Annotated in this window: 19 protein-coding genes; 11 read left to right on the forward strand and 8 right to left on the reverse strand. The window is 65.1% G+C overall.

All coding sequences use genetic code 11. The features are described from left to right. Positions 1 to 6: 6 nt before the first annotated feature. The 7 genes from RXV95_RS00315 (at position 7) to RXV95_RS00345 (ending at position 8,209) form a co-directional block, all read left to right on the forward strand. A complete protein-coding gene (locus RXV95_RS00315; protein WP_338467036.1) occupies positions 7 to 2,343 on the forward strand; it encodes a DUF2460 domain-containing protein in 2,337 nt (778 codons plus the stop codon). 1 nt (position 2,344) lies between these two features. Continuing rightward, positions 2,345 to 3,166, forward strand: coding sequence for a DUF2163 domain-containing protein (locus tag RXV95_RS00320; RefSeq protein WP_338467037.1), 822 nt, complete (start codon positions 2,345 to 2,347; stop codon positions 3,164 to 3,166). Beyond that, positions 3,163 to 3,591, forward strand: a complete 429-nt coding sequence (locus tag RXV95_RS00325; RefSeq protein ID WP_338467038.1) for a peptidoglycan endopeptidase — start codon at positions 3,163 to 3,165, stop codon at positions 3,589 to 3,591. Before RXV95_RS00320 ends, RXV95_RS00325 begins: the two co-directional genes overlap by 4 nt. Further along, positions 3,579 to 5,774, forward strand: a complete 2,196-nt coding sequence (locus RXV95_RS00330) for a phage tail protein (RefSeq protein WP_338467039.1) — start codon at positions 3,579 to 3,581, stop codon at positions 5,772 to 5,774. Before RXV95_RS00325 ends, RXV95_RS00330 begins: the two co-directional genes overlap by 13 nt. 39 nt (positions 5,775 to 5,813) lie before the next feature. Further along, positions 5,814 to 6,272: a DUF2793 domain-containing protein gene (locus RXV95_RS00335; protein ID WP_338467040.1), complete on the forward strand. Its 459-nt coding sequence runs from the start codon at positions 5,814 to 5,816 to the stop codon at positions 6,270 to 6,272. A 193-nt stretch (positions 6,273 to 6,465) separates the two neighbouring features. Next, positions 6,466 to 7,566, forward strand: a complete 1,101-nt coding sequence (locus RXV95_RS00340; RefSeq protein WP_338467041.1) for an OmpA family protein — start codon at positions 6,466 to 6,468, stop codon at positions 7,564 to 7,566. 109 nt (positions 7,567 to 7,675) lie between these two features. Then, the gene (locus RXV95_RS00345; protein ID WP_338467042.1) at positions 7,676 to 8,209 is read left to right on the forward strand and encodes a superoxide dismutase family protein; all 534 of its coding nucleotides are present in this window, start codon (positions 7,676 to 7,678) and stop codon (positions 8,207 to 8,209) included. A gap of 5 nt (positions 8,210 to 8,214) precedes the next feature. Here the strand turns inward: RXV95_RS00345 and RXV95_RS00350 are convergent, their stop codons facing one another. The 7 genes from RXV95_RS00350 to RXV95_RS00380 form a co-directional block, all read right to left on the reverse strand. After that, complete coding sequence (locus RXV95_RS00350; protein WP_338467043.1) at positions 8,215 to 9,807, reverse strand: MFS transporter; 1,593 nt, start codon at positions 9,805 to 9,807, stop codon at positions 8,215 to 8,217. 23 nt (positions 9,808 to 9,830) lie between these two features. Then, entirely contained in the window at positions 9,831 to 10,535 is a 705-nt protein-coding gene (queC, locus tag RXV95_RS00355) for a 7-cyano-7-deazaguanine synthase QueC (RefSeq protein ID WP_338468597.1), read from the reverse strand. 112 nt (positions 10,536 to 10,647) lie between these two features. After that, entirely contained in the window at positions 10,648 to 11,082 is a 435-nt protein-coding gene (locus RXV95_RS00360) for a DUF3617 family protein (protein ID WP_338467044.1), read from the reverse strand. A 136-nt stretch (positions 11,083 to 11,218) separates the two neighbouring features. After that, positions 11,219 to 12,139, reverse strand: a complete 921-nt coding sequence (locus RXV95_RS00365) for an Hsp33 family molecular chaperone HslO (RefSeq protein ID WP_338467045.1) — start codon at positions 12,137 to 12,139, stop codon at positions 11,219 to 11,221. Between the two features lie 24 nt (positions 12,140 to 12,163). Next, positions 12,164 to 13,090 carry an ornithine carbamoyltransferase gene (argF, locus tag RXV95_RS00370; protein WP_338467046.1) on the reverse strand — a complete coding sequence of 309 codons (927 nt, stop codon included), beginning with the start codon at positions 13,088 to 13,090 and terminating at the stop codon, positions 12,164 to 12,166. Beyond that, on the reverse strand, positions 13,087 to 14,280 hold the full coding sequence (locus RXV95_RS00375; RefSeq protein WP_338467047.1) for an aspartate aminotransferase family protein: 1,194 nt from the start codon (positions 14,278 to 14,280) through the stop codon (positions 13,087 to 13,089). Before RXV95_RS00375 ends, argF begins: the two co-directional genes overlap by 4 nt. A 169-nt stretch (positions 14,281 to 14,449) precedes the next feature. Continuing rightward, positions 14,450 to 15,214, reverse strand: coding sequence for a cold-shock protein (locus RXV95_RS00380; RefSeq protein ID WP_338467048.1), 765 nt, complete (start codon positions 15,212 to 15,214; stop codon positions 14,450 to 14,452). A gap of 255 nt (positions 15,215 to 15,469) precedes the next feature. Here RXV95_RS00380 and RXV95_RS00385 point away from each other — a divergent pair, with 255 nt between their 5' ends. The 4 genes from RXV95_RS00385 to RXV95_RS00400 are packed head-to-tail and all read left to right on the forward strand — an operon-like array spanning position 15,470 to position 18,044. Continuing rightward, the gene (locus tag RXV95_RS00385; protein ID WP_338467049.1) at positions 15,470 to 16,282 is read left to right on the forward strand and encodes a TerC family protein; all 813 of its coding nucleotides are present in this window, start codon (positions 15,470 to 15,472) and stop codon (positions 16,280 to 16,282) included. After that, complete coding sequence (locus tag RXV95_RS00390) at positions 16,266 to 16,700, forward strand: TIGR01244 family sulfur transferase (RefSeq protein WP_338467050.1); 435 nt, start codon at positions 16,266 to 16,268, stop codon at positions 16,698 to 16,700. The genes RXV95_RS00385 and RXV95_RS00390 overlap by 17 nt, the downstream gene beginning before the upstream one ends. A gap of 22 nt (positions 16,701 to 16,722) precedes the next feature. Next, entirely contained in the window at positions 16,723 to 17,145 is a 423-nt protein-coding gene (locus RXV95_RS00395) for a hypothetical protein (RefSeq protein ID WP_338467051.1), read from the forward strand. Further along, positions 17,142 to 18,044, forward strand: coding sequence for a sterol desaturase family protein (locus RXV95_RS00400; protein WP_338467052.1), 903 nt, complete (start codon positions 17,142 to 17,144; stop codon positions 18,042 to 18,044). The genes RXV95_RS00395 and RXV95_RS00400 overlap by 4 nt, the downstream gene beginning before the upstream one ends. A gap of 98 nt (positions 18,045 to 18,142) precedes the next feature. Here the strand turns inward: RXV95_RS00400 and RXV95_RS00405 are convergent, their stop codons facing one another. After that, positions 18,143 to 18,295 carry a hypothetical protein gene (locus RXV95_RS00405; protein WP_338467053.1) on the reverse strand — a complete coding sequence of 51 codons (153 nt, stop codon included), beginning with the start codon at positions 18,293 to 18,295 and terminating at the stop codon, positions 18,143 to 18,145. Positions 18,296 to 18,392 lie beyond the last annotated feature (97 nt).

Consider the following 18,392-nt stretch of genomic DNA (forward strand, 5'->3'; position numbering starts at 1 on the left):
ACCGACATGGCATTCTGGCTGGCCGATACGCGCACCGTCCAGCAGGCGGACGCGATCCAGCGCTTCGACCCGCGCTTCTGGACGGTCGATTTCCCGCGTCCGGCCATGGCCGCGCTGACCACGACCGCACCCGACGCGCTGCGCGTCGACGCGATATTCCGCTCGGCCGGAGACATCGTCGGCCTGATCTGGGAAAGCGAGGACCGGTGGGACCATCCGCTGCTGTCCTATGAGACCGTGCGCGACTATTCGCGCCTCACGCTTTCGTTTCGCTGGCGTTCGTCGGGCGTGATCGCGCTCGACGCGGTGAACGGCCCGACATTGACCATAGAGGGCCGCGATGCGGCGGGCCAGCCGCGCAGCTGGTATGTGCGTTTGTGGAACTATGCGCAGGGATCGGCCGAAGACGCGCTGGTTTCCCTGCCGTTTTCGGCGCTGGACGGCGGGTTCCTGCTGCCGGGCGAGGCCGATCCCGTCCACCCCGGGGATATCGACCGGATGTTCATATCGCTTGTCGCGCCGGGGTTCGTTCCAGGGTCGGACAGCGCTTTTCCGGCTGAATGCCAAAGCTGGGCCGAATTGTCGGACATCCGCTGCGAAGGCCATGCGCCCATGCTGGAAATCGGCGACGTGATGGTGCTGCCGCACGGGCTTGCGATGGCGACCGGGTATGACGACGCCTATAATCAGGCGCCGGCACGCCTGCTGCGCCAGATCCGCGGCCTCGGCTATCGCGGGACGATCAACCATTACATCGGCATGAGCCACTTCTTCCCGCTGGCACCTGACGGAGCGGGCGGCTTCGCGGTCGATCCCGCACTTACGCCGGTCAATGCCGCAAGCGAGGCGTGGCACCGCGACTTCCTCGACCGCGCCAAAGCGGCGGGCTTCGACGTTATCCTCTCGCAGTCTTACGAAGTGCTGGCGCAACATTGCCCCACGACGTGGCAACAGCGCGACAGCGATGGCAACGCGGCACGCACCGGCTGGACCCCGCCATCCGCATTGCTTTCCCCTGCCAATACCGATGCGACGGGCTGGCTGGCCAGTCTTGCCGGAACGCTTGCGGGGTGGCTTGCCGATGCGGGCCTGCCGGTGCGCTGGCAGGTTGGCGAACCGTGGTGGTGGATCACGCCCGACCGCAGGATATGCCTATACGACGATGCGGCACGAACCGCGTTTGGCGGAAGCCCGCCCGTCATCGCCGACCTTGGTCAGCCGCTGACGCCCGGCCAGCGCGATCTTCTCGATCAGGCAGGCGCGCTTCTTTCCGCATCGACCGCCGCGCTTTGCGCCACCGTGCGCGAGACGGCGGGAGCAGCGGGGGCGGAAACGCTTCTGCTCGCCTACCTGCCGACCGTGCTCGACCCGGCGATGCCCGACGCGCGGCGCGCCAACCTGCCAGCCGGATGGGCCTCCCCCGCGTTCGACGTGCTCCAGACAGAGGATTACGGCTGGGTTACCGCAGGTGCCGATGCACTGCGCAAGACGGGGCGCGAGGCGATAGAGGCGCGGCTGGGCTATCCGCGCGACCGGCAGCACTATCTGTCCGGCTTCGTGCTTTCCGCGGACGATGCCGAAAAGCACTGGCCGCGCATCGATGCCGCCGCCAGCGAAGCGCGCCGCCTGGGTGTGGCGCAGACCTTTATCTGGGCCTTGCCGCAAGTCGCACGTGACGGCTTTACCCGCCTGCCATCCTTAAAGGACAACGCCATGCAAGCCTTCGACGATGTGCTGTTTCCGGTCGCGCTGGGAAGCAGGGCCTCCGTGACGCCCGAATTTTCAACCAGCGTCACAGTGTCCGCTTCGGGGTTCGAACGGCGCAACAGCCTGTGGACCGATGCCCGTCTGCGTTTCGATGCCGGGCCGGGCATCCGGTCTGAGGTAGAACTGGGTGAACTCATCGCCTTCTTCCGCGCGCGGCGCGGCCAGGCGCGCGGATTCCGCCTGCGCGACCCGTCCGATTTCAGCTCCTGTGCGATGACGGGGACGCCCGGCCCGATCGACCAGTCAATCGGCATTGGCGACGGCGCGACCGCACGCTTCGAACTGGCCAAGCTCTATGGCGAAGGCGCCGACGCGCAACGCCGCCGCATTACGCGGCCAAGGGCGGAATCGGTGCAGGTAAGCGTTGACGGCGTCCCGACGGATGGCTTCGTGCTGGAACCGCTGGGCGTGATCGCATTCGATACGCCGCCGCCCGATGGTGCGGCCATACGGGCGGGCTTCCTGTTCGATGTGCCGGTGCGCTTCGCGGAAGACACGCTGGACATCGCGGGGACGGTTTTCGCGGCGGGCGAAGCGCCCAGCGTGCCGCTGGTCGAACTGCGCGAGGATGCCTGAGATGGCGCGGCAGTGGCTTTCCCGGGAGCTTGAAACCGTCGCAACGTGGTGGCGCATCGAACGGACCGACGGCGTTGCGCTCGGCTTCACCAGCCACGACCGCGACCTGTATGTTTCGGGAATCGTCCTGCGCGCCGCACCGGGCATGGTGCCAAGCGCGGTGCGCCTGACCGGCGGGCTGGACGCGGACAGCGCCGATATAACCGGCGCGCTGACCCACGATGCGATCTCCAAAGCCGATCTCGATTCGGGCCGATACGACGGCGCGCGCATCGCGATGGGGCTGGTGGACTGGGAATCGCTGGAAACCTTGCAGATATATGCAGGAACGATCGGTTCGGTCGGGCGCGAAGGTGCCGGATTTTCAGCACAGTTGCGTTCGGCCAAGACCGCGCTCGAACGCGAGATCGTGCCCCGGACCGCACCGACCTGCCGGGCCGAGTTCTGCGCAGGCGGCTGCACGCTTTCGGCCGGGCGCTTCACGCACGAAGGGCGCCTGGCCTCCGTCTCGGACGACAGGTCGGCCGTTACCGTTACAGCGCAGATCGAAGCGAACCTGCTCGAATTCGGCACGCTGCGTTGGGTGGACGGCCCCGAAGCGGGAATGACCCGCCGGATAGAGGCCGTCTCGGGTGACGTGCTGATGCTCGACAGGCCGGTTGAAGCAGGCGCCACGCCGGGCGCACGCCTGATCCTGCGGGAAGGTTGCGATCACACGCTGGAAACCTGCGGCGCGCGTTTCGGCAATGCCGCGAATTTCCAGGGCGAACCGTTCCTGCCCGGCAACGACCTGCTGACCCGCTATCCTTCGCCCGCCGCATGAATCCGGCACTTGCCGAGGCCGCGCTCGGCCTGGTCGGCACACCGTTCCGGCTGCACGGGCGCGATCCGTCCATCGGTCTCGATTGCGTGGGACTGGTTGGCGAAGCCATGCGACGCGCGGGCTTCGATCCCAGCCTTCCCGAAGGCTATCGCCTGCGCGTGCAATCGGTGGCGCGATGGCTTCGCCTTGCCGCAACCAGCGGGCTGGTTCCCGTGGCCCGGGACGGCGACGTGATCCTGCTGCGCACGCATCCGTTGCAGCCCCACCTTGCCGTGATCGTGCCGGGCGGCATCGTCCACGCCCATGCCGGGCTTGGCCGGACGACATTCCTGCCCGGCCCGATCCCCTGGCCGGTTGAGCGCCGCTGGCGGGCCGCACCGGCCGAAACGATCCAAACGGAGACCCGACGACAATGGCTACGCTGATCCTTTCCGCCGTCGGCACGGCGATCGGTGGCCCGGTTGGCGGCGCGATCGGCGCGCTGATCGGGCGCCAGGTCGACAGTGCAATCATCGGTGCGCCCCATCGCGAAGGACCGCGCCTGAAAGACCTTGCCGTGCAGACGTCAAGCTATGGCGCGCCCCTGCCGCTCCATTTCGGCAGGATGCGGGCTGCGGGCACCGTGATCTGGGCAACCGAACTGGTGGAGCACAGCGAACGGCAGGGCGGTGGCAAGGGCCGCCCTTCGGTTACGGCCTACAGCTATACCGCATCATTCGCGGTAGCCCTTGCCAGCCGGCCGATCGCACGGATCGGGCGCGTCTGGGCCGATGGCAACCTGCTGCGCGGCGAAGCGGGCGACCTGAAAGCGGGCGGAACCATGCGGGTTCATACCGGCCATGGCGACCAGCGCGTGGACCCGCTCATCGTGCAAGCCGAAGGTGCGGCGAACTGTCCTGCCTTCCGTCATACGGCCTATGCCGTGTTCGAAGACCTGGAACTGGCGGATTTCGGGAACAGGCTTCCGTCCCTGACATTCGAGGTTTTCGCCGACGACGACGATTGTACGCTTGCCCGGATCGTGCGAGCCATCGCACCCCAGGTCGATTGCGAGAACATGGACGCGGCAATTGCGGGCTTCACCATCGATTCCGGCCGCGCAGTGGACACGCTTTCAACCCTTTCGAACGCATTTGCGCTGGCCGTGGCGCTGGATGGCAACCGCATCGCCGTGTCGATGGCAGGCGCGTCCGCGAATACCCTGCCGATGCTGGACATGCCCGTGGCCGGCGGTGCGCAAGCCGACACCGTGCAGCAGACGGGCTGGAGCAGGCAGCGCAGCCCGCTGCCCGAAGCGCGGCAGGCGGGGCTTCGCTATTACGATCCGGCGCGCGACTACCAGCCCGGCCTCCAGCGAAGCCCGGGGCGCGCGGCGCCAGGCGATCTTGCCGTCATCGATCTGCCCGCAGCCATGTCCGCGGCGAAGGCACGCACACTTGCCGGCACGGTTGCCCGGCGCGCGGCATACCCGGCAGACCGCATCCGCTATCGCGTCGGCACCATAGACCCGGCAATCCGCCCCGGAGCATGCGTTCGCCTGCCGGTTGCCGCCGGAACCTGGCAAGTGGATAGCTGGGAATGGCAAGCAGGCGGGGTAATGCTCGATCTGCGGGCCGTGCCGGGCAACGCCGGTTCCGGCAAATCCATCGCCGATCCGGGTCGCGCCAACCTGCCGTTGGACGAACCCGTCCCGCCCACCGTGCTCGACGCGTTCGAGGTTCCGTGGGACGGAACCGGCGGAGGCAACGCCCCGTCCCTTTTCGCGGCAGCCAGCGCCGTTTCCGCAGCCTGGCGCGGTGCAGCGTTGTTCGCGCAGCAATCGGCGGACAGCCTGGTGCCCCTTGGTTCGACCGGAAGGCAACGCGCAATAACGGGCACCGCGCTCGGCGCATTGCCTGCTTCGTCGCCGCTCCTCCTCGACCGGTCGAGCCGTCTTGTCGTCCGGCTTTCCGCCGTGGATCTCGATCTGGCGCCAACGGATCTGGCCGGGCTGGTGCGGGGCGGCAACCGTGCGATGATCGGCGATGAAATCGTCCAGTTCGCCCGGTGCGAACCGCTTGGCGACGGTTGCTTCGCGCTTTCGGGCCTGCTGCGCGGCCGGGGCGGAACCGAATGGGCCATCGGCAACCACCAGTCGGGCGATCCTTTCGTGCTGCTCGACAATGCGCTTGTGCCGCTCGATCCGGCGGCAGTAGGGGAAGCGACCGTCGCTACGATCCTTGCAACCGGGCTGGGTGACGGAAACCCCGCGCAAAGCGCGATCCGGTCGGCGGGCGCAACGCTCCGCCCGCTGGCCCCGGTCCACGGCAAGGCAGCCAAAGCGCCTGACGGCAGCCTGCATGCCAGCTGGATACGGCGCGCGCGCGGCGCATGGGGCTGGCCCGACTACGCGGACCTGCCGCTGAACGAAACAAGAGAAATCTGGGATATCGCGTTCGGCGATCCGGCTGCACCGCTGGCGCGCTGGCGAACGGCCGAAGCGGTTCTGGATCTCTCGCCGGAAACGGCCCAGCCCCTTCTCGGGAGCGAAGCGCCGCGCCGCCTGACCATCCGCCAGATCGGCAGCGTCAGTGCATCGCACCCGCTGACGATCGAGATTGCAGCCTGATCCCGTCCGCGAATCCCGCCAACCCAACGGAGCCGAGCCATGTCCGATCCGCTTGCCTTCCCCGAAATCACACCGCGTTACAGCCTGCCGATGCTATTTGCCGGCCAGGCGCAGAAGGAAGTTACCGTAAACGAAGCGCTTTCCTGCATGGATACCCTGCTCCATGCAGCCATCGCGGGAGAAAGCGCGACCCCGCCGGCAAATCCGTCTCCCGGCGAAACTTGGCTTGTCGCCAGCGGAGGCACGGGCCTCTGGGCGAGCCACGATGGCGATCTGGCAGCGTGGACCGACGGGGGGTGGCGCTTCACCGCGCCGAAGCCTGGAATGCGTGTCTTCGACATCACGCTTGGAATGTTCCGGCATTACCATCAGAGCTGGACAGAAACCGCCGCTCCCGCCGGCCCGCAAGGCGGCGACGTAGTGGATTCACAAGCTCGCCAGGCGATTGCGGACCTTGTTGCAACCCTGTGCAATGCAGGAATTTTTTCAAGCGGGTAACGGGAACCAAATTGAACTTGCAACATTGCAGCAAGGCATGAGGGTTACCGACTTGGCTGCTACTTGTTGGCGCAATGTCTTTAGGGCGTTGTAAATCGGCAACACTCTTGGCGTATGCAAGCTTGCAGAAGAAAACACGAATCTATAGACATTCGCCACGACGTGGCAATTTTCGCAAAAAGGGGAATTGAGAATGCGGAAACTGGTCCTAGGCTTAGCTGTGGCTTCTACAGCCATGGCAACGCCGGCTTTGGCCCGCGACAAGTCATGGTATGTCGAAGCCGATGGCGGCGGCATGCTGGTCGAGAATATCGATCTCGACATCGGCTCGCTTCCCAAGGCAGGCACGCTCGATACGAAGGCCGGCTATGACGTTGGCGGCATTGTAGGTTATGACTTCGGAGGTTTCCGCTTGGAAACCGAAGCAAGTTATCGCCGTGCGCATCTGTCCTCCTACCATTATAATGATCAGTCGGGCGCAAACTATGCGAACGGCAACGGTGCGGACGGCGGGACGAGTGCGCTTAGCTTCATGGCCAACGGTCTGCTGGACTTCGGTCCAGACGACGGCCTTCAGGGATTTGTTGGCGGTGGCGTCGGCGTTGCCCGCGTGAAGCTCCAGAAAGCCACGCCGATCGACGCCAACATCAACGATTCGGATACGGGCTTCGCGTGGCAGGCACTCGCCGGGATTCGCGTCCCCGTGAGCGACCATGTCGACGTCGGGCTGAAGTATCGCTTCTTCAATGTTCAGGACGTGAACGTCGTTGACGATTACGGCCGCAATGTGGCCGGTACGTTCCGCTCGCACTCGCTGCTGGCGACTGTGGCGTATAACTTCGGTGGCCCGGCTGCTCCGCCGCCGCCCCCGCCGCCCCCGCCGCCCCCGCCGCCGCCTCCTCCGCCCCCGCCGCCTCCGCCGCCGCCTCCGCCGGCTCCGGTGTGCAACAAGGGTCCGTACATCGTGTTCTTCGACTGGGATAAGTCGGACATCACGCCTGAGGCTGCAACGATCCTCGACAACGCGGTCACGGCCTATGGCAACTGCGACAACGTGCCGATCATGCTCGCTGGCTACACCGACCGTTCGGGTACGGTGAAGTACAACATGGGCCTGTCGGAACGCCGCAACGCCTCGGTCCGCGCGTACCTGACCTCGCACGGCGTGCCGGATGGTGCCATCACCAGCCAGGCCTTCGGTGAGAGCAACCCGCGCGTCCCGACTGCGGACGGCGTGCGCGAACTGCAGAACCGCCGCGTGGAAATCACGTACGGTCCGGGTTCGGGCATGTAAGTTTCGACACAAGTCGAACGAAATCGAAGGGGCCGGAGAAATCCGGCCCCTTTTTCGTTTCCGTTTCGGTTATGCTCCGCCTGCGACCAACCAGACCGGAGATCTATCGATGCGCAAACCGAACGGATTTATCCTCGCCCTTGCCGCCACGCCCCTGTTTGCCGCCTGTGCGACAATCGGCGGCCCAAGGACAGAGCAGGTTGCCGCTGCGGGCTTGCTGACCGCAAATGGCACCAGCGTCGGCGAAGCGCGATTCATGCGAACGGGTGACAGGCTGGAAATGCTGGTTTCTGCTTATGGCCTTCCGCCCGGCCCCCATGGGATCCACCTGCACACAACCGGCTCCTGTGTTGCGCCAGGATTTACATCGGCGGGCGGGCACCTCAATCCCGGTGGCAGCAGGCACGGCATGAACAATCCGCGGGGCCGCCACCTGGGCGACCTGCCGAACCTTGAGGTGGGTCATGACGGATCTGGCCGCCTCACTGTTCCATTGCCCGGACCGGCCGACGCAATCGAGGCCGACCTGTTCGATGCCGATGGAACAGCCGTGGTGATCCACGCTGGCCCCGACGATTATCGCACCGACCCCAGCGGGAACAGCGGCGGCCGCATTGCCTGCAGTGTGGTGTCGCGCGGCTGAGCTACCTAGGCGGGTTCCCCGGCGGCCTGCGCGTGGACCAGCGCGTTGCGGGCCGCTTCGGGAACAAGCCTGATCGCGGCGACAAGGCACAGGAAACCGACCGGTGCCGCCCAGAAGACCGACCGCACGCCCAGCGAAATGTCGCCGCCATGGGCCGTTGAAATCCAGCCTGCGGTAAACGGTCCCAGCGCAAGGCCAACCAGCGTCGTCGCCAGAAAAAACGTGGCCGTGGCAACGCCGCGCATACGCGGCAGGACCAGCGACTGGCTCGTCGCCGCTGCTGCGCCCAATGCGCTTGCCGCCAGAAACTGGGCAAGGCTTGCGCAGATGAAGAAGACCGTCACGCTGTTGGTGGTATAAATCGTCCACATCACGGGAAGCGGCGCAATCAGACCGAACATCACGACGTAAAGCCGGCCCGAAGGATGCCGTGCGAACAAGTAATCGGCAACACGACCACCGATGATGACGCCGACAAACCCCGCCACCGCAGCCGGGGCGCCCAGAAGCCAGCCGATTTCCGTCTTGGGGATCGAAAAGGTCACTTCACCGTAAGGTGCGGCAAAGAATGCGCTGGCATAGGCCATGAAGGCGACAAGGCCATACCCCATGATGGTGGTCATGAAGGCGGGCGATCCCCAGGTCAGGCGGAAAGTCGGCTTGTCGCGAGACCGCAAGGCACTTGCCCAGCTGAACACCGCATAATAGCCGATGGCAAGGAACAGCCACTGGTCGGAGACGGCGGCAACGAACTTGCCCTCACCGGCCGGAACCCACTTTGTCAGCAGGATCGCCGCGAGCGCAAATCCCACCGCCGCAGCAATGTTGATGGCCAGCGCGCCTATTCCGCGCGCGGCTGCGCCTATGAATGTGAACGGTGGAATGATCTGCACCAGTTCGTCACGAAAGCCGCAGAACGGAGCGGGATCTTCTGGTGTGGGCAACCCGTCTATCGCGCCGCGAACGGGTTCGCGCAGGGTCAATACCCACAGTGCCAAGGCCAGCCCGGGCAAGCCGACAGCGATGAACGCGGCCTGCCACCCTGCAAGCCCCAGAGGGCCGCCGTGAGGATAGGCTCTGTTCCACGCTTCTACGATGGACCCGCCGATCAGCAGGGAAATGCCGCCGCCGAAATAGAGGCCGGAGGAATAGATGGCGAGCGCCGTTCCGCGAAGGCGCGCCGGGAACCAATCGGAAATCAGCGAATAGGCCGCCGGACTGGCCGTCGCTTCACCTACACCGACGCCGATCCGCGCACTCGTGAGCATCAGGCTGTTACGCGCAAGTCCGGAAAACGCGGTCATCACAGACCACAGCGCCAGCCCGGCGCTCATCAAGCGCACGCGCTTCCAGCTGTCCGCAAGTTTGCCCAGCGGTATGCCGAAAAGGGCATAGAAAATTGCGAATGCCGTGCCGTAAAGGAAGCCAAGGTAGGCATCGTCCACGTGCAAGTCGGCCTTGATGTCGTTGGCAAGGATGGAAAGGATCTGCCGGTCGACGAAGTTGAGAACGTAGATCAGCACCAGCACGCCCAGGGCATACCAACTGTAGGCGGGAACCTTGTCATCCGCGCCGCTTGCCTGACTGTTGCCTTCCATCCTTCTCCCCATCCCTCTCTTTTTTATGGCGTCCGGGCGTAATCCCCGCGATCTTCCAGTCCGGCCTCGGCAAAGCCGGCGCGCCGTAATCGGCAACTGTCGCATTCACCGCATGGCCTGCCGTCGGGCAGCGGGTCGTAACAAGACCAGCTATCGCCGGGATCGAGCCCCAGGCGAGCAGCCTCGCGCGCGATATCTGCCTTGCTGAGATGCTGCAGCGGCGCATGGACCGTCACCGTCCCGCCTTCACTGCCGACTTTCGTGGCGATCCGCGCCAGATCCTGGAATCCCTGCACGAATTCGGGCCGGCAATCGGGATAGCCCGAATAATCGAGTGCATTGACGCCGATGAACAGGTCGTTCGATCCTGCGGCTTCGGCCCAGGCGAGGGCGAGCGAAAGAAATACAAGGTTGCGCGCCGGAACATAGGTGACGGGAATATCATCCCCGACGCCGCCTTTAGGCACGTCGATCGCGTCGGTCAGCGCAGAGCCACCGAACTGGCGCAGGTCGAGCGGCAGGATAACGTGTCGTTCCACGCCAAGCCTGCCGGCGATGCGCCGCGCGGCATCGAGTTCGATGCGATGGCGCTGATTGTAGTCGATGGTCAGGGCAAGCACGCGAAAGCCCTGCTCTTTCGCAAGGCCTGCGCAAACCATCGAATCGAGCCCGCCCGAGAGCAGGACGACGGCCAGCGGATTATGGGAAGATACCGGTGCACCAGGCATCGCCATTGGCTAGCCGCACCCGCGTAGGCTGGCAATGCCTGATCGTATCTCCGGGCCTGATCGTATCTCCGGGCGTGATCGCACCTCTGCCTGTAGCGTCAGTTTCGAACGATCACCCGTTGCACGGACCGACGCGGCGCACTTCGGCCGAAAAGTCGAATGGCCGTCCCTGCGCAATTCCCTGCGTATCCAGTTGCGCCAGCGTGGGCGATTCCATGCGAACCGACGTGCGGCCATAGCCCGACCCGGGACAGGTGTATTGCACGGTCACAACCTGTGCGCTGTCTTCAACCACCAGTCGCTTGCACGCCTCGCCCGGATGACGGATCTGGATCAACGCGCGACCGCTCGCGATACAGATCTTGCGCGATGTCTTCTCGGTCCGGTCGCGCAGTTCCCACAGGCCGGGCTGCAACTGGTCGAGCATTTGCAACGTCGGTTGCTGCGGCCGCGCCTCACCGGACGGAACGGCAACGCCTACCGCAATGGCTGCACCCGCGAGTGCGGGCAGGGCAGCGGCAAGGGCAAGGCGACGAAGTGGCGTCATGATCGGCGTGATTATTCCTCTACGCGGCCAGCACGGGTGCCAGCCGCCATCTCCTTAAAGATAGGCATGGAAATGCGGCGATAAAGTGGTTCGCGTGCGCTTCGGACCCAATTGGCTCCACCCATGCCGGCCAGGATCAGAGATCAATGGCGAACTCTCGCGAACAGAATGCACAATCGACGACGATCCGGCCTTCGTCGTTGCGCATCGATGCCCGCTCTTCTTCGGGAAAGCGCGAGAGGATATCCTGGTAATGCTCGACCGTGCAGCGACAGCCACGCTCGAGCGGCGGGCCGAGCAGCGTGCGCACTTCCGATTCCTCGTGGAACAGGCGCCAGACGAGCGCCTCGAGGCTGAGCGACGTATCCACCAGCTCCGCGCCGCTCGTCGTCCCGGCCAGCGCGGAAACGTGTTCCCAATGCGGATGGTCAAGCTGCACGTGAAGGCGCTCGCGCCCTTCCTCGCCTTCGGGAAGGTGCTGCACCAGCAATCCGCCCGCTACGTATCCCTCGTCGCCGGGTTCCACCGCGACGCGGATCAGCGTGGGCACCTGTTCGGACTGGAGAAAATAGGATTCGCACGCTTCGGCAAGCGACGCGCCCTCCAGCGGCACGATGCCCTGGTATCGTTGCCCTGTTGCGGCCAGATCGAACGTGATCGCCAGATAGCCCTGGCCGAACAGCGAGAAGAGCGACGGGTTGGGGCCAAGCTCGTCAAGCCGTGCGCGATCGTGGCGGACATAGCCGCGCAGCTCTCCGCCGCGATAATCGCACACAAGCAGTTCGATCACGCCCTCTTCGGTCTGGGCCTGCATCGTCAGCTGGCCGCCATCCCCGTCCTTCCCGCCATCCTTCATCAGCGTGCCGATCATCGCGGTCAGCACCAGCGCCTCGGCCAGGAGGTTGCGCACCGGGGTCGGATAGTCGTGCGCAGACAGGATACGATCCAGCACCGGGCCCAACCGCACCACACGCCCGCGCGCATCGCGATCGGGTACGGTGAAGATCAGCGTCCGGTCGAAGCCGGTTTCGTCGTCGGGAGTAAGATCTTTCGTCACGGCGTCACTCTGGCAGATTCGACCTTACAATTGGCCGAACGCCCAGCGCAAAACCGATTTCTGCGCATGGATGCGGTTTTCCGCTTCGTCCCAGACAACGGAGCGGGGGCCGTCGATCACCGCATCGGTCACTTCCTCGCCGCGGTGCGCGGGCAGGCAGTGGAGGAACAGGGCGTCCGCCCTGGCAAGCCCCATCAGCTCTTCGTTCACCTGGTATGGCGTCATCGCTGCAATACGCTGCTCCGCGCCGGATTGCCCCATCGAAACCCAGGTATCGGTGACGACGACATCGGCGCCCGCCGCCGCCTCGCGCGGGTCGCGCGTCACGGTGATCGCCGCACCGGCCGCACGGGCACGATCGATGAAACCCGCATCGCTGTCATACCCTTCGGGCACGCCGATACGGACGTTGAACTTCATCAGCCCGGCGGCTTCTACAATCGAATTGAGCACGTTGTTACCATCGCCCAGCCACGCGACCTCCAGCCCCGGCAATGCCTTGCCGTGTTCCAGCACGGTCTGCAGATCAGCCATGATCTGGCACGGGTGCGACATGTCGGTCAGCCCGTTGATCACCGGCACATCGGCATAGCGGGCCAGCTCCTCCACCTTTGCGTGATCGTCCGTCCGCAACATGATCGCGTCGGCCATGCGGCTGAGCACGCGCGCGGTATCGGCAATCGTCTCGCCCCGGCCAAGCTGCGTCGTGCCCGCATCGAGCACGACTGCGCTGCCGCCAAGCTGGCGCATCCCGATATCGAACGACACGCGCGTGCGCGTGGAACTCTTTTCGAACACCATCGCCAGAACGCGACCAGCAAGCGGCGCATCCGCATCGGGCTGCCCCTTGGGCAGTGTGGCGCGGGCGCGCTTGCGGTCGATCGCATCGCCCAGCATCGCGGCGATCGCATCGCCTCCGGCATCGCTCAGATCAAGGAAATGGCGCGTCATGTGGTCGCGTCCTCCGGCTGGTAGCTTGCGGCGCCGGCCGAAAGCTTGTCCATGAATTCGTCGATATGGCTGTCGTCGATCACCAGCGGCGGCAGGATGCGCACCGTCTGGTCGCCCGCGGCGACGGTCAGCAAGCCGTGATTGTCGCGCAGGTGCGCCACGAACGGCCGCGGTTCTGTCTTGAGCTTCACGCCCATCATCAGCCCGCGCCCCTTTACGTGATCGAACAGGTCCGGATAGTTTCCGATGAACTGTTCGAGCCGCCCGCGCAGCCGCTCACCCTTTTCGCGCACGCCGGCAAGGAATTCGTCGTTCGCGACCACGTCGAGAACCGCCTCGCCCGCCGCCATCGCCAGCGGGTTACCGCCATAGGTCGATCCGTGCGAGCCGAAGCCCATGCCGCGCGCGGCCTTTTCGGTGGCAAGGCACGCGCCCATCGGAAACCCGCCGCCGATGCCCTTGGCCGTTGCCAGGATATCGGGCTCAATCCCGTATTGTTCATAGGCATAGAGCGAACCGGTGCGCGCAACGCCGCACTGCACTTCGTCGAACGCCAGCATCAGGTCATGTTCGTCGCACAGCGCGCGCAGGCCCTGCAGGAACGCGTCGGTGGCCGCGCGGATGCCGCCTTCGCCCTGGATCGGCTCTACAAGGAAACCGGCGGTATGTTCGCCGATCGCCGACTTAGCGCCTTCAAGGTCGTTGAAATCGACATACTTGAAGCCTGCCAGCATGGGCATGAAGCCCTTGTGCATCTTTTCCTGGTTCGAGGCGCTGATCGTCGCCATCGTGCGGCCGTGGAACGCGTTCCTGAAGGTAATCAGTTCATAGCGGTGCTCGTCTCCGGCGTGCTGGTGATAGGCGCGCGCGGTCTTGATCGCGCATTCCACCGCTTCGGCGCCGGAATTGGTGAAGAACACCGTATCGGCAAACGTCAGGTCCACCAGCCGCTGGGCCAGCTTTTCTCCCTGCGGACTGCCATAGAGGTTCGACACGTGCATAAGCGTGGCCGCCTGCTTCTGGATCGCGCCGATCAGGTGTTCGTTCGAATGGCCCAGCAGGTTCACCGCAATGCCGCTGGCGAAGTCGAGAAATCGCCGCCCGTCTTCGGAAATGAGGTGGCAATGTTCACCGCGCACCGGACGCACACCGCACCGGGGGTAGACGGGCATCAACGGAGTGATCGACATCGGACAGGTTCCTCTTGCAATCCGGAAAAGCGGGATGGGGCCAATCAGGCGACGGCCCTGAAACGCAAACGACAAATGGCGGCACCCCACCAAGCGGGAGCCGCCATTTGCGCGCGTTTATGACGTTGCGCCGGCCCGGTCAAACAGGCCAGGCCGGCGATACCAGCGATCAGTCCTGACGCGGCACCAGGTTGACCGCCGAGTGCTTGCCTCGTCGATCGACCTCAAGGTCGAACTCCAGCCGGTCGCCTTCGTTGAGGCTGCTCAGGCCGGAACGCTCGACCGCGCTGATGTGCACGAATGCGTCGGGTTGCCCGTCGTCGCGGGTGATGAAGCCGAAGCCCTTCATGGTGTTGAAGAACTTGACCGTGCCGGTGGCCTTTTCGCCCGTAAGCTGGCGCTGCGGAGCCGCAGGCCGGCTTTCAACCGGGATCACATCGCCCACAACCTGCAGGTCGGCAGCGGAAATCTTGCCGCCGCGATCGACGAGGTTGAATTCAAGCTGCTGCCCTTCGGCAAGGCCTTCAAGGCCGGCCCGCTCAACCGCGCTGATGTGGACGAAAACGTCTTCGCCGCCGTCTTCACGCTGGATGAAGCCAAAGCCCTTCTGCGAGTTGAAGAACTTTACGGTGCCCTTGCCGGTGCCGACAACCTGTGCCGGCATTCCGCGGCCACCGCCGCCGCCGCCGCCGCCGCCAAAGCCGCCGCGGCCACCACCGCCGCCGCCGAAGCCGCCACGGCCACCGCCGCCCCGGTCACCGCCGCCGAAACCGCCGCGATCGCGGTCGCCAAAACCGCCGCCGCCGCCGCCGAAGCCGCGATCGTAACCGCCGCCACCGAAACCGCCGCCGCCGCCGTAGGGATCAAAGCCTTCTTCGCCGAATCCATCTCGCTTGTCGCGTCCGCGACCGCGCCGCCCTCTGTCAAAACCCATATTAACCGATAGACCTTCGCACCGCCCGAGAAAGCAAAAGCAGCCGCAAGCCCGGGCGGGAAGACCGGCGGCTCTACACAATCGGCTCCCCCCATCGTGTGACGGTCGGATGCGTCTTTGCGGGGGTCTTATAACGGATCGCGCGATAAAGTGCGAACGGAATCCTTCATACGCGGTTCAGGCGCGCTCCGGCGGTTTCGGCAAGACCTGCGAGATGGCTTGCCCAACCCTGCGCCATTGGGCAAGAACGCCGCCATGGACATCATTGCCCTGCTTTCCGATCCAGCCGCCTGGATGGCGCTTGTCACGCTTGTTCTGCTCGAGATCGTGCTGGGCATAGACAACCTGGTGTTCATCGCCATCCTTTCGAACAAGTTGCCGCCGCAGCAGCAGAAAAAGGCGCGGCGTATAGGGCTTTCGCTGGCTTTGCTGATGCGACTGGGCCTGCTTACGCTGATCGGCTGGCTGGTTACGTTGCAGACGCCGCTGTTCGATCTGGGCATCGCGGGCGCGCCCGGCGCGCATGGCGAACCGACATTCGAAACGGCCTTTTCGGGGCGCGACCTGATCCTGATCGCGGGCGGTCTGTTCCTGTTGTGGAAGGCCACCAAGGAGATCCACCACAACATCGATCCCGAACCGTCGGGCGAATTGCTGGACCACAAGGGGCACGCCATCCTGGGATTCGGCGCCGCGATTGCGCAGATCATCGCGCTGGACCTTGTATTCTCCATCGATTCGATTCTCACCGCCGTGGGGATGACCGACCACGTGCCGATCATGATCGCGGCCGTGGTCATCACCGTCACGCTGATGATGTTCGCCGCCGATCCGCTGGCGAAATTCATCGAGCACAACCCGACGCTGGTGATGCTGGCGCTGGCCTTCCTGGTGATGATCGGCGTGGTTCTGCTGGCCGACGGGTTCGGCATGCACATCCCCAAGGGTTATATTTATACGGCGATGGCCTTTTCCGTCTTCGTCGAGATCCTAAATATCATCGGTCGCCGACGCCGGGAGAAGCGACGCGAACGAACCGAAGGAGTCGCGAATGTTCAAGAAGCTTGACGATACAATCTCGGCCAGCGAGCAGATTACCGTCGATGACGTGAAGAAGGCCGCCGAACAGGGCTTCGGCATGATCGTCAACAACCGGCCCGAAGGGGAAAGCCCCGACCAGACGCCGGGCGACGCGATAGAGGCCGCCGCGAAGGAAGCGGGGCTTGCCTATGTCGCGATTCCCGTCGGGCGCACCGGCTTTTCCGCGCCGCAGGTTGCGATGATGCAGAAGGCCATGGCCGATGCCGGGGGCAAGCCGGTGCTCGCCTATTGCCGCACCGGCACGCGCTCCACCCTGCTGTGGTCGCTGGCAGAAGCGCAGGGCGGCCGCTCTCCCGACGAGATTTCGGCTGCCGCCGCGGCCGCCGGTTATGACGTATCGGTGATCCGCCCGCAGCTTGACATGCTGGCCGCGCAGGCCGGCTGACCGCACGCGGGAGAGGGGCAGGATGACATTGGCCCTCCAGGCCGTCGCATCGCTGATCGCGATCCTTGTCGTCGCGTGGGCGGCGCGGCGCATGAAGCTGGGCGGAGACCCGCGCATCCGCGACGAGGATCACGCGCGCGAACTGGCGAATGAGGCGATCGACGGGTTCGAGCCGGTCGACCTGGCGCTGGACCGCGCGCGCGTGGGCGCGATGCTGCGCGACCGCCGGGGCCGTGTGATGGTGCTGCGCCGCCACGGTGCCCATTTCGCGGGCCGCCTGCTGACCGATCATTCGGGCGTCCGGCTGGACCGCAACACCCTTACCATCGCCACCGGCGAGCGGCGCTTCGGCACCGTCACGCTTGACCTTGGCCCCGCCGCGCAGGAGTGGGCGGCAAGCCTTCGGCACCTGGACGGGGCGACGCGGCCCGGAGCCGGGCAATGACGCACGGCTTCGACCCCGTTCCCTTCGCGATCCCGCTGTTCATCGCGCTGATCGCGATAGAGATGGCCTGGGCAAGGCGCCGCGCGCCCGAGAAATACGAACCGAAGGATACGCTGGTCTCGCTCGCCATGGGGCTGGGCAGCACGATTGCCGGCGCGGCGAGCGCGGGGCTCGTCTTCCTGGCGGCGATGTGGCTTTACCAGCACCGCGTGATGACCGTCGGCTGGGCGTGGTGGGCCTGGATCGCCTGCTTCGTGCTCGACGATTTCAATTACTACTGGGCGCATCGCACGGGGCACCGGGTGCGCTGGTTCTGGGCGAGCCACGTCAACCACCATTCCAGCCAGCACTACAACCTGTCCACCGCGCTGCGGCAGACGTGGACGGGCTTTATCGCGCTGTCCTTCATCTTCCGCATATGGCCCGCGCTGCTGGGGTTCCACCCGGCGATGATCGCGACGGTGGGCGGGATCAACCTGATCTACCAGTTCTGGATCCACACCGAGGCGGTGGACCGTTTCCCGCGCTGGTTCGAAGCGGCGATGAACACCCCTTCGCACCACCGCGTGCACCATGCGACCAATCCGCTCTACCTCGATCGCAACTATGCCGGCGTGTTCATCGTGTGGGACCGGCTGTTCCGCACCTTCGAACCAGAGCGAGCGGCGGGCGATCCGCAGGTCGGCCGCATCCGATACGGCATCGTGAAGCAACTGGGCAGTTTCAACCTGGTTTGGGTCGCCTTCCACGAATGGGCCGGCATCGCGAGCGACGTGCGGTCGGCCCCATGGCGGCACAAGCTGTCATACCTGTGGCGGGAACCGGGCTGGAGCCACGATGCCAGCCGCGACACCTCCGATGCGATCCGCCAGCGCTGGCGCGAACGCACGGAGCGGTAAACGCGTACGATCTGACAATTCCGCCCAGCCTGACAATTCAGTTTGTCCAGAGCCGCCGCGCTTTTCCTGACAGGCGCCTTGGCTGAAAGGCGTTCCGACTATCCGCGCTTGTGCAGCAGGAAGTCGATCCGCCGGGCATATCCGGCAGCGCGTTCCTTGTGCACCTTTGCCGTTTCCTCGTCCGGCGCCTGCCGGATCATGGCGTTCTCGAACTGGAGCTTTTCGCGATAGGTCTGCAGTTCTGCGGACATGTTTGCCTCTCCTTTTTCGTTTTGACCCGCGCACCATAGCACAAAATGGCGCGCCTTGCCCGGCAATCGCCACCGCGCCGGCGCAACCACGTGGAAC

This window comes from Novosphingobium sp. ZN18A2 (assembly GCF_036784765.1).
Lineage (GTDB): Bacteria > Pseudomonadota > Alphaproteobacteria > Sphingomonadales > Sphingomonadaceae > Novosphingobium.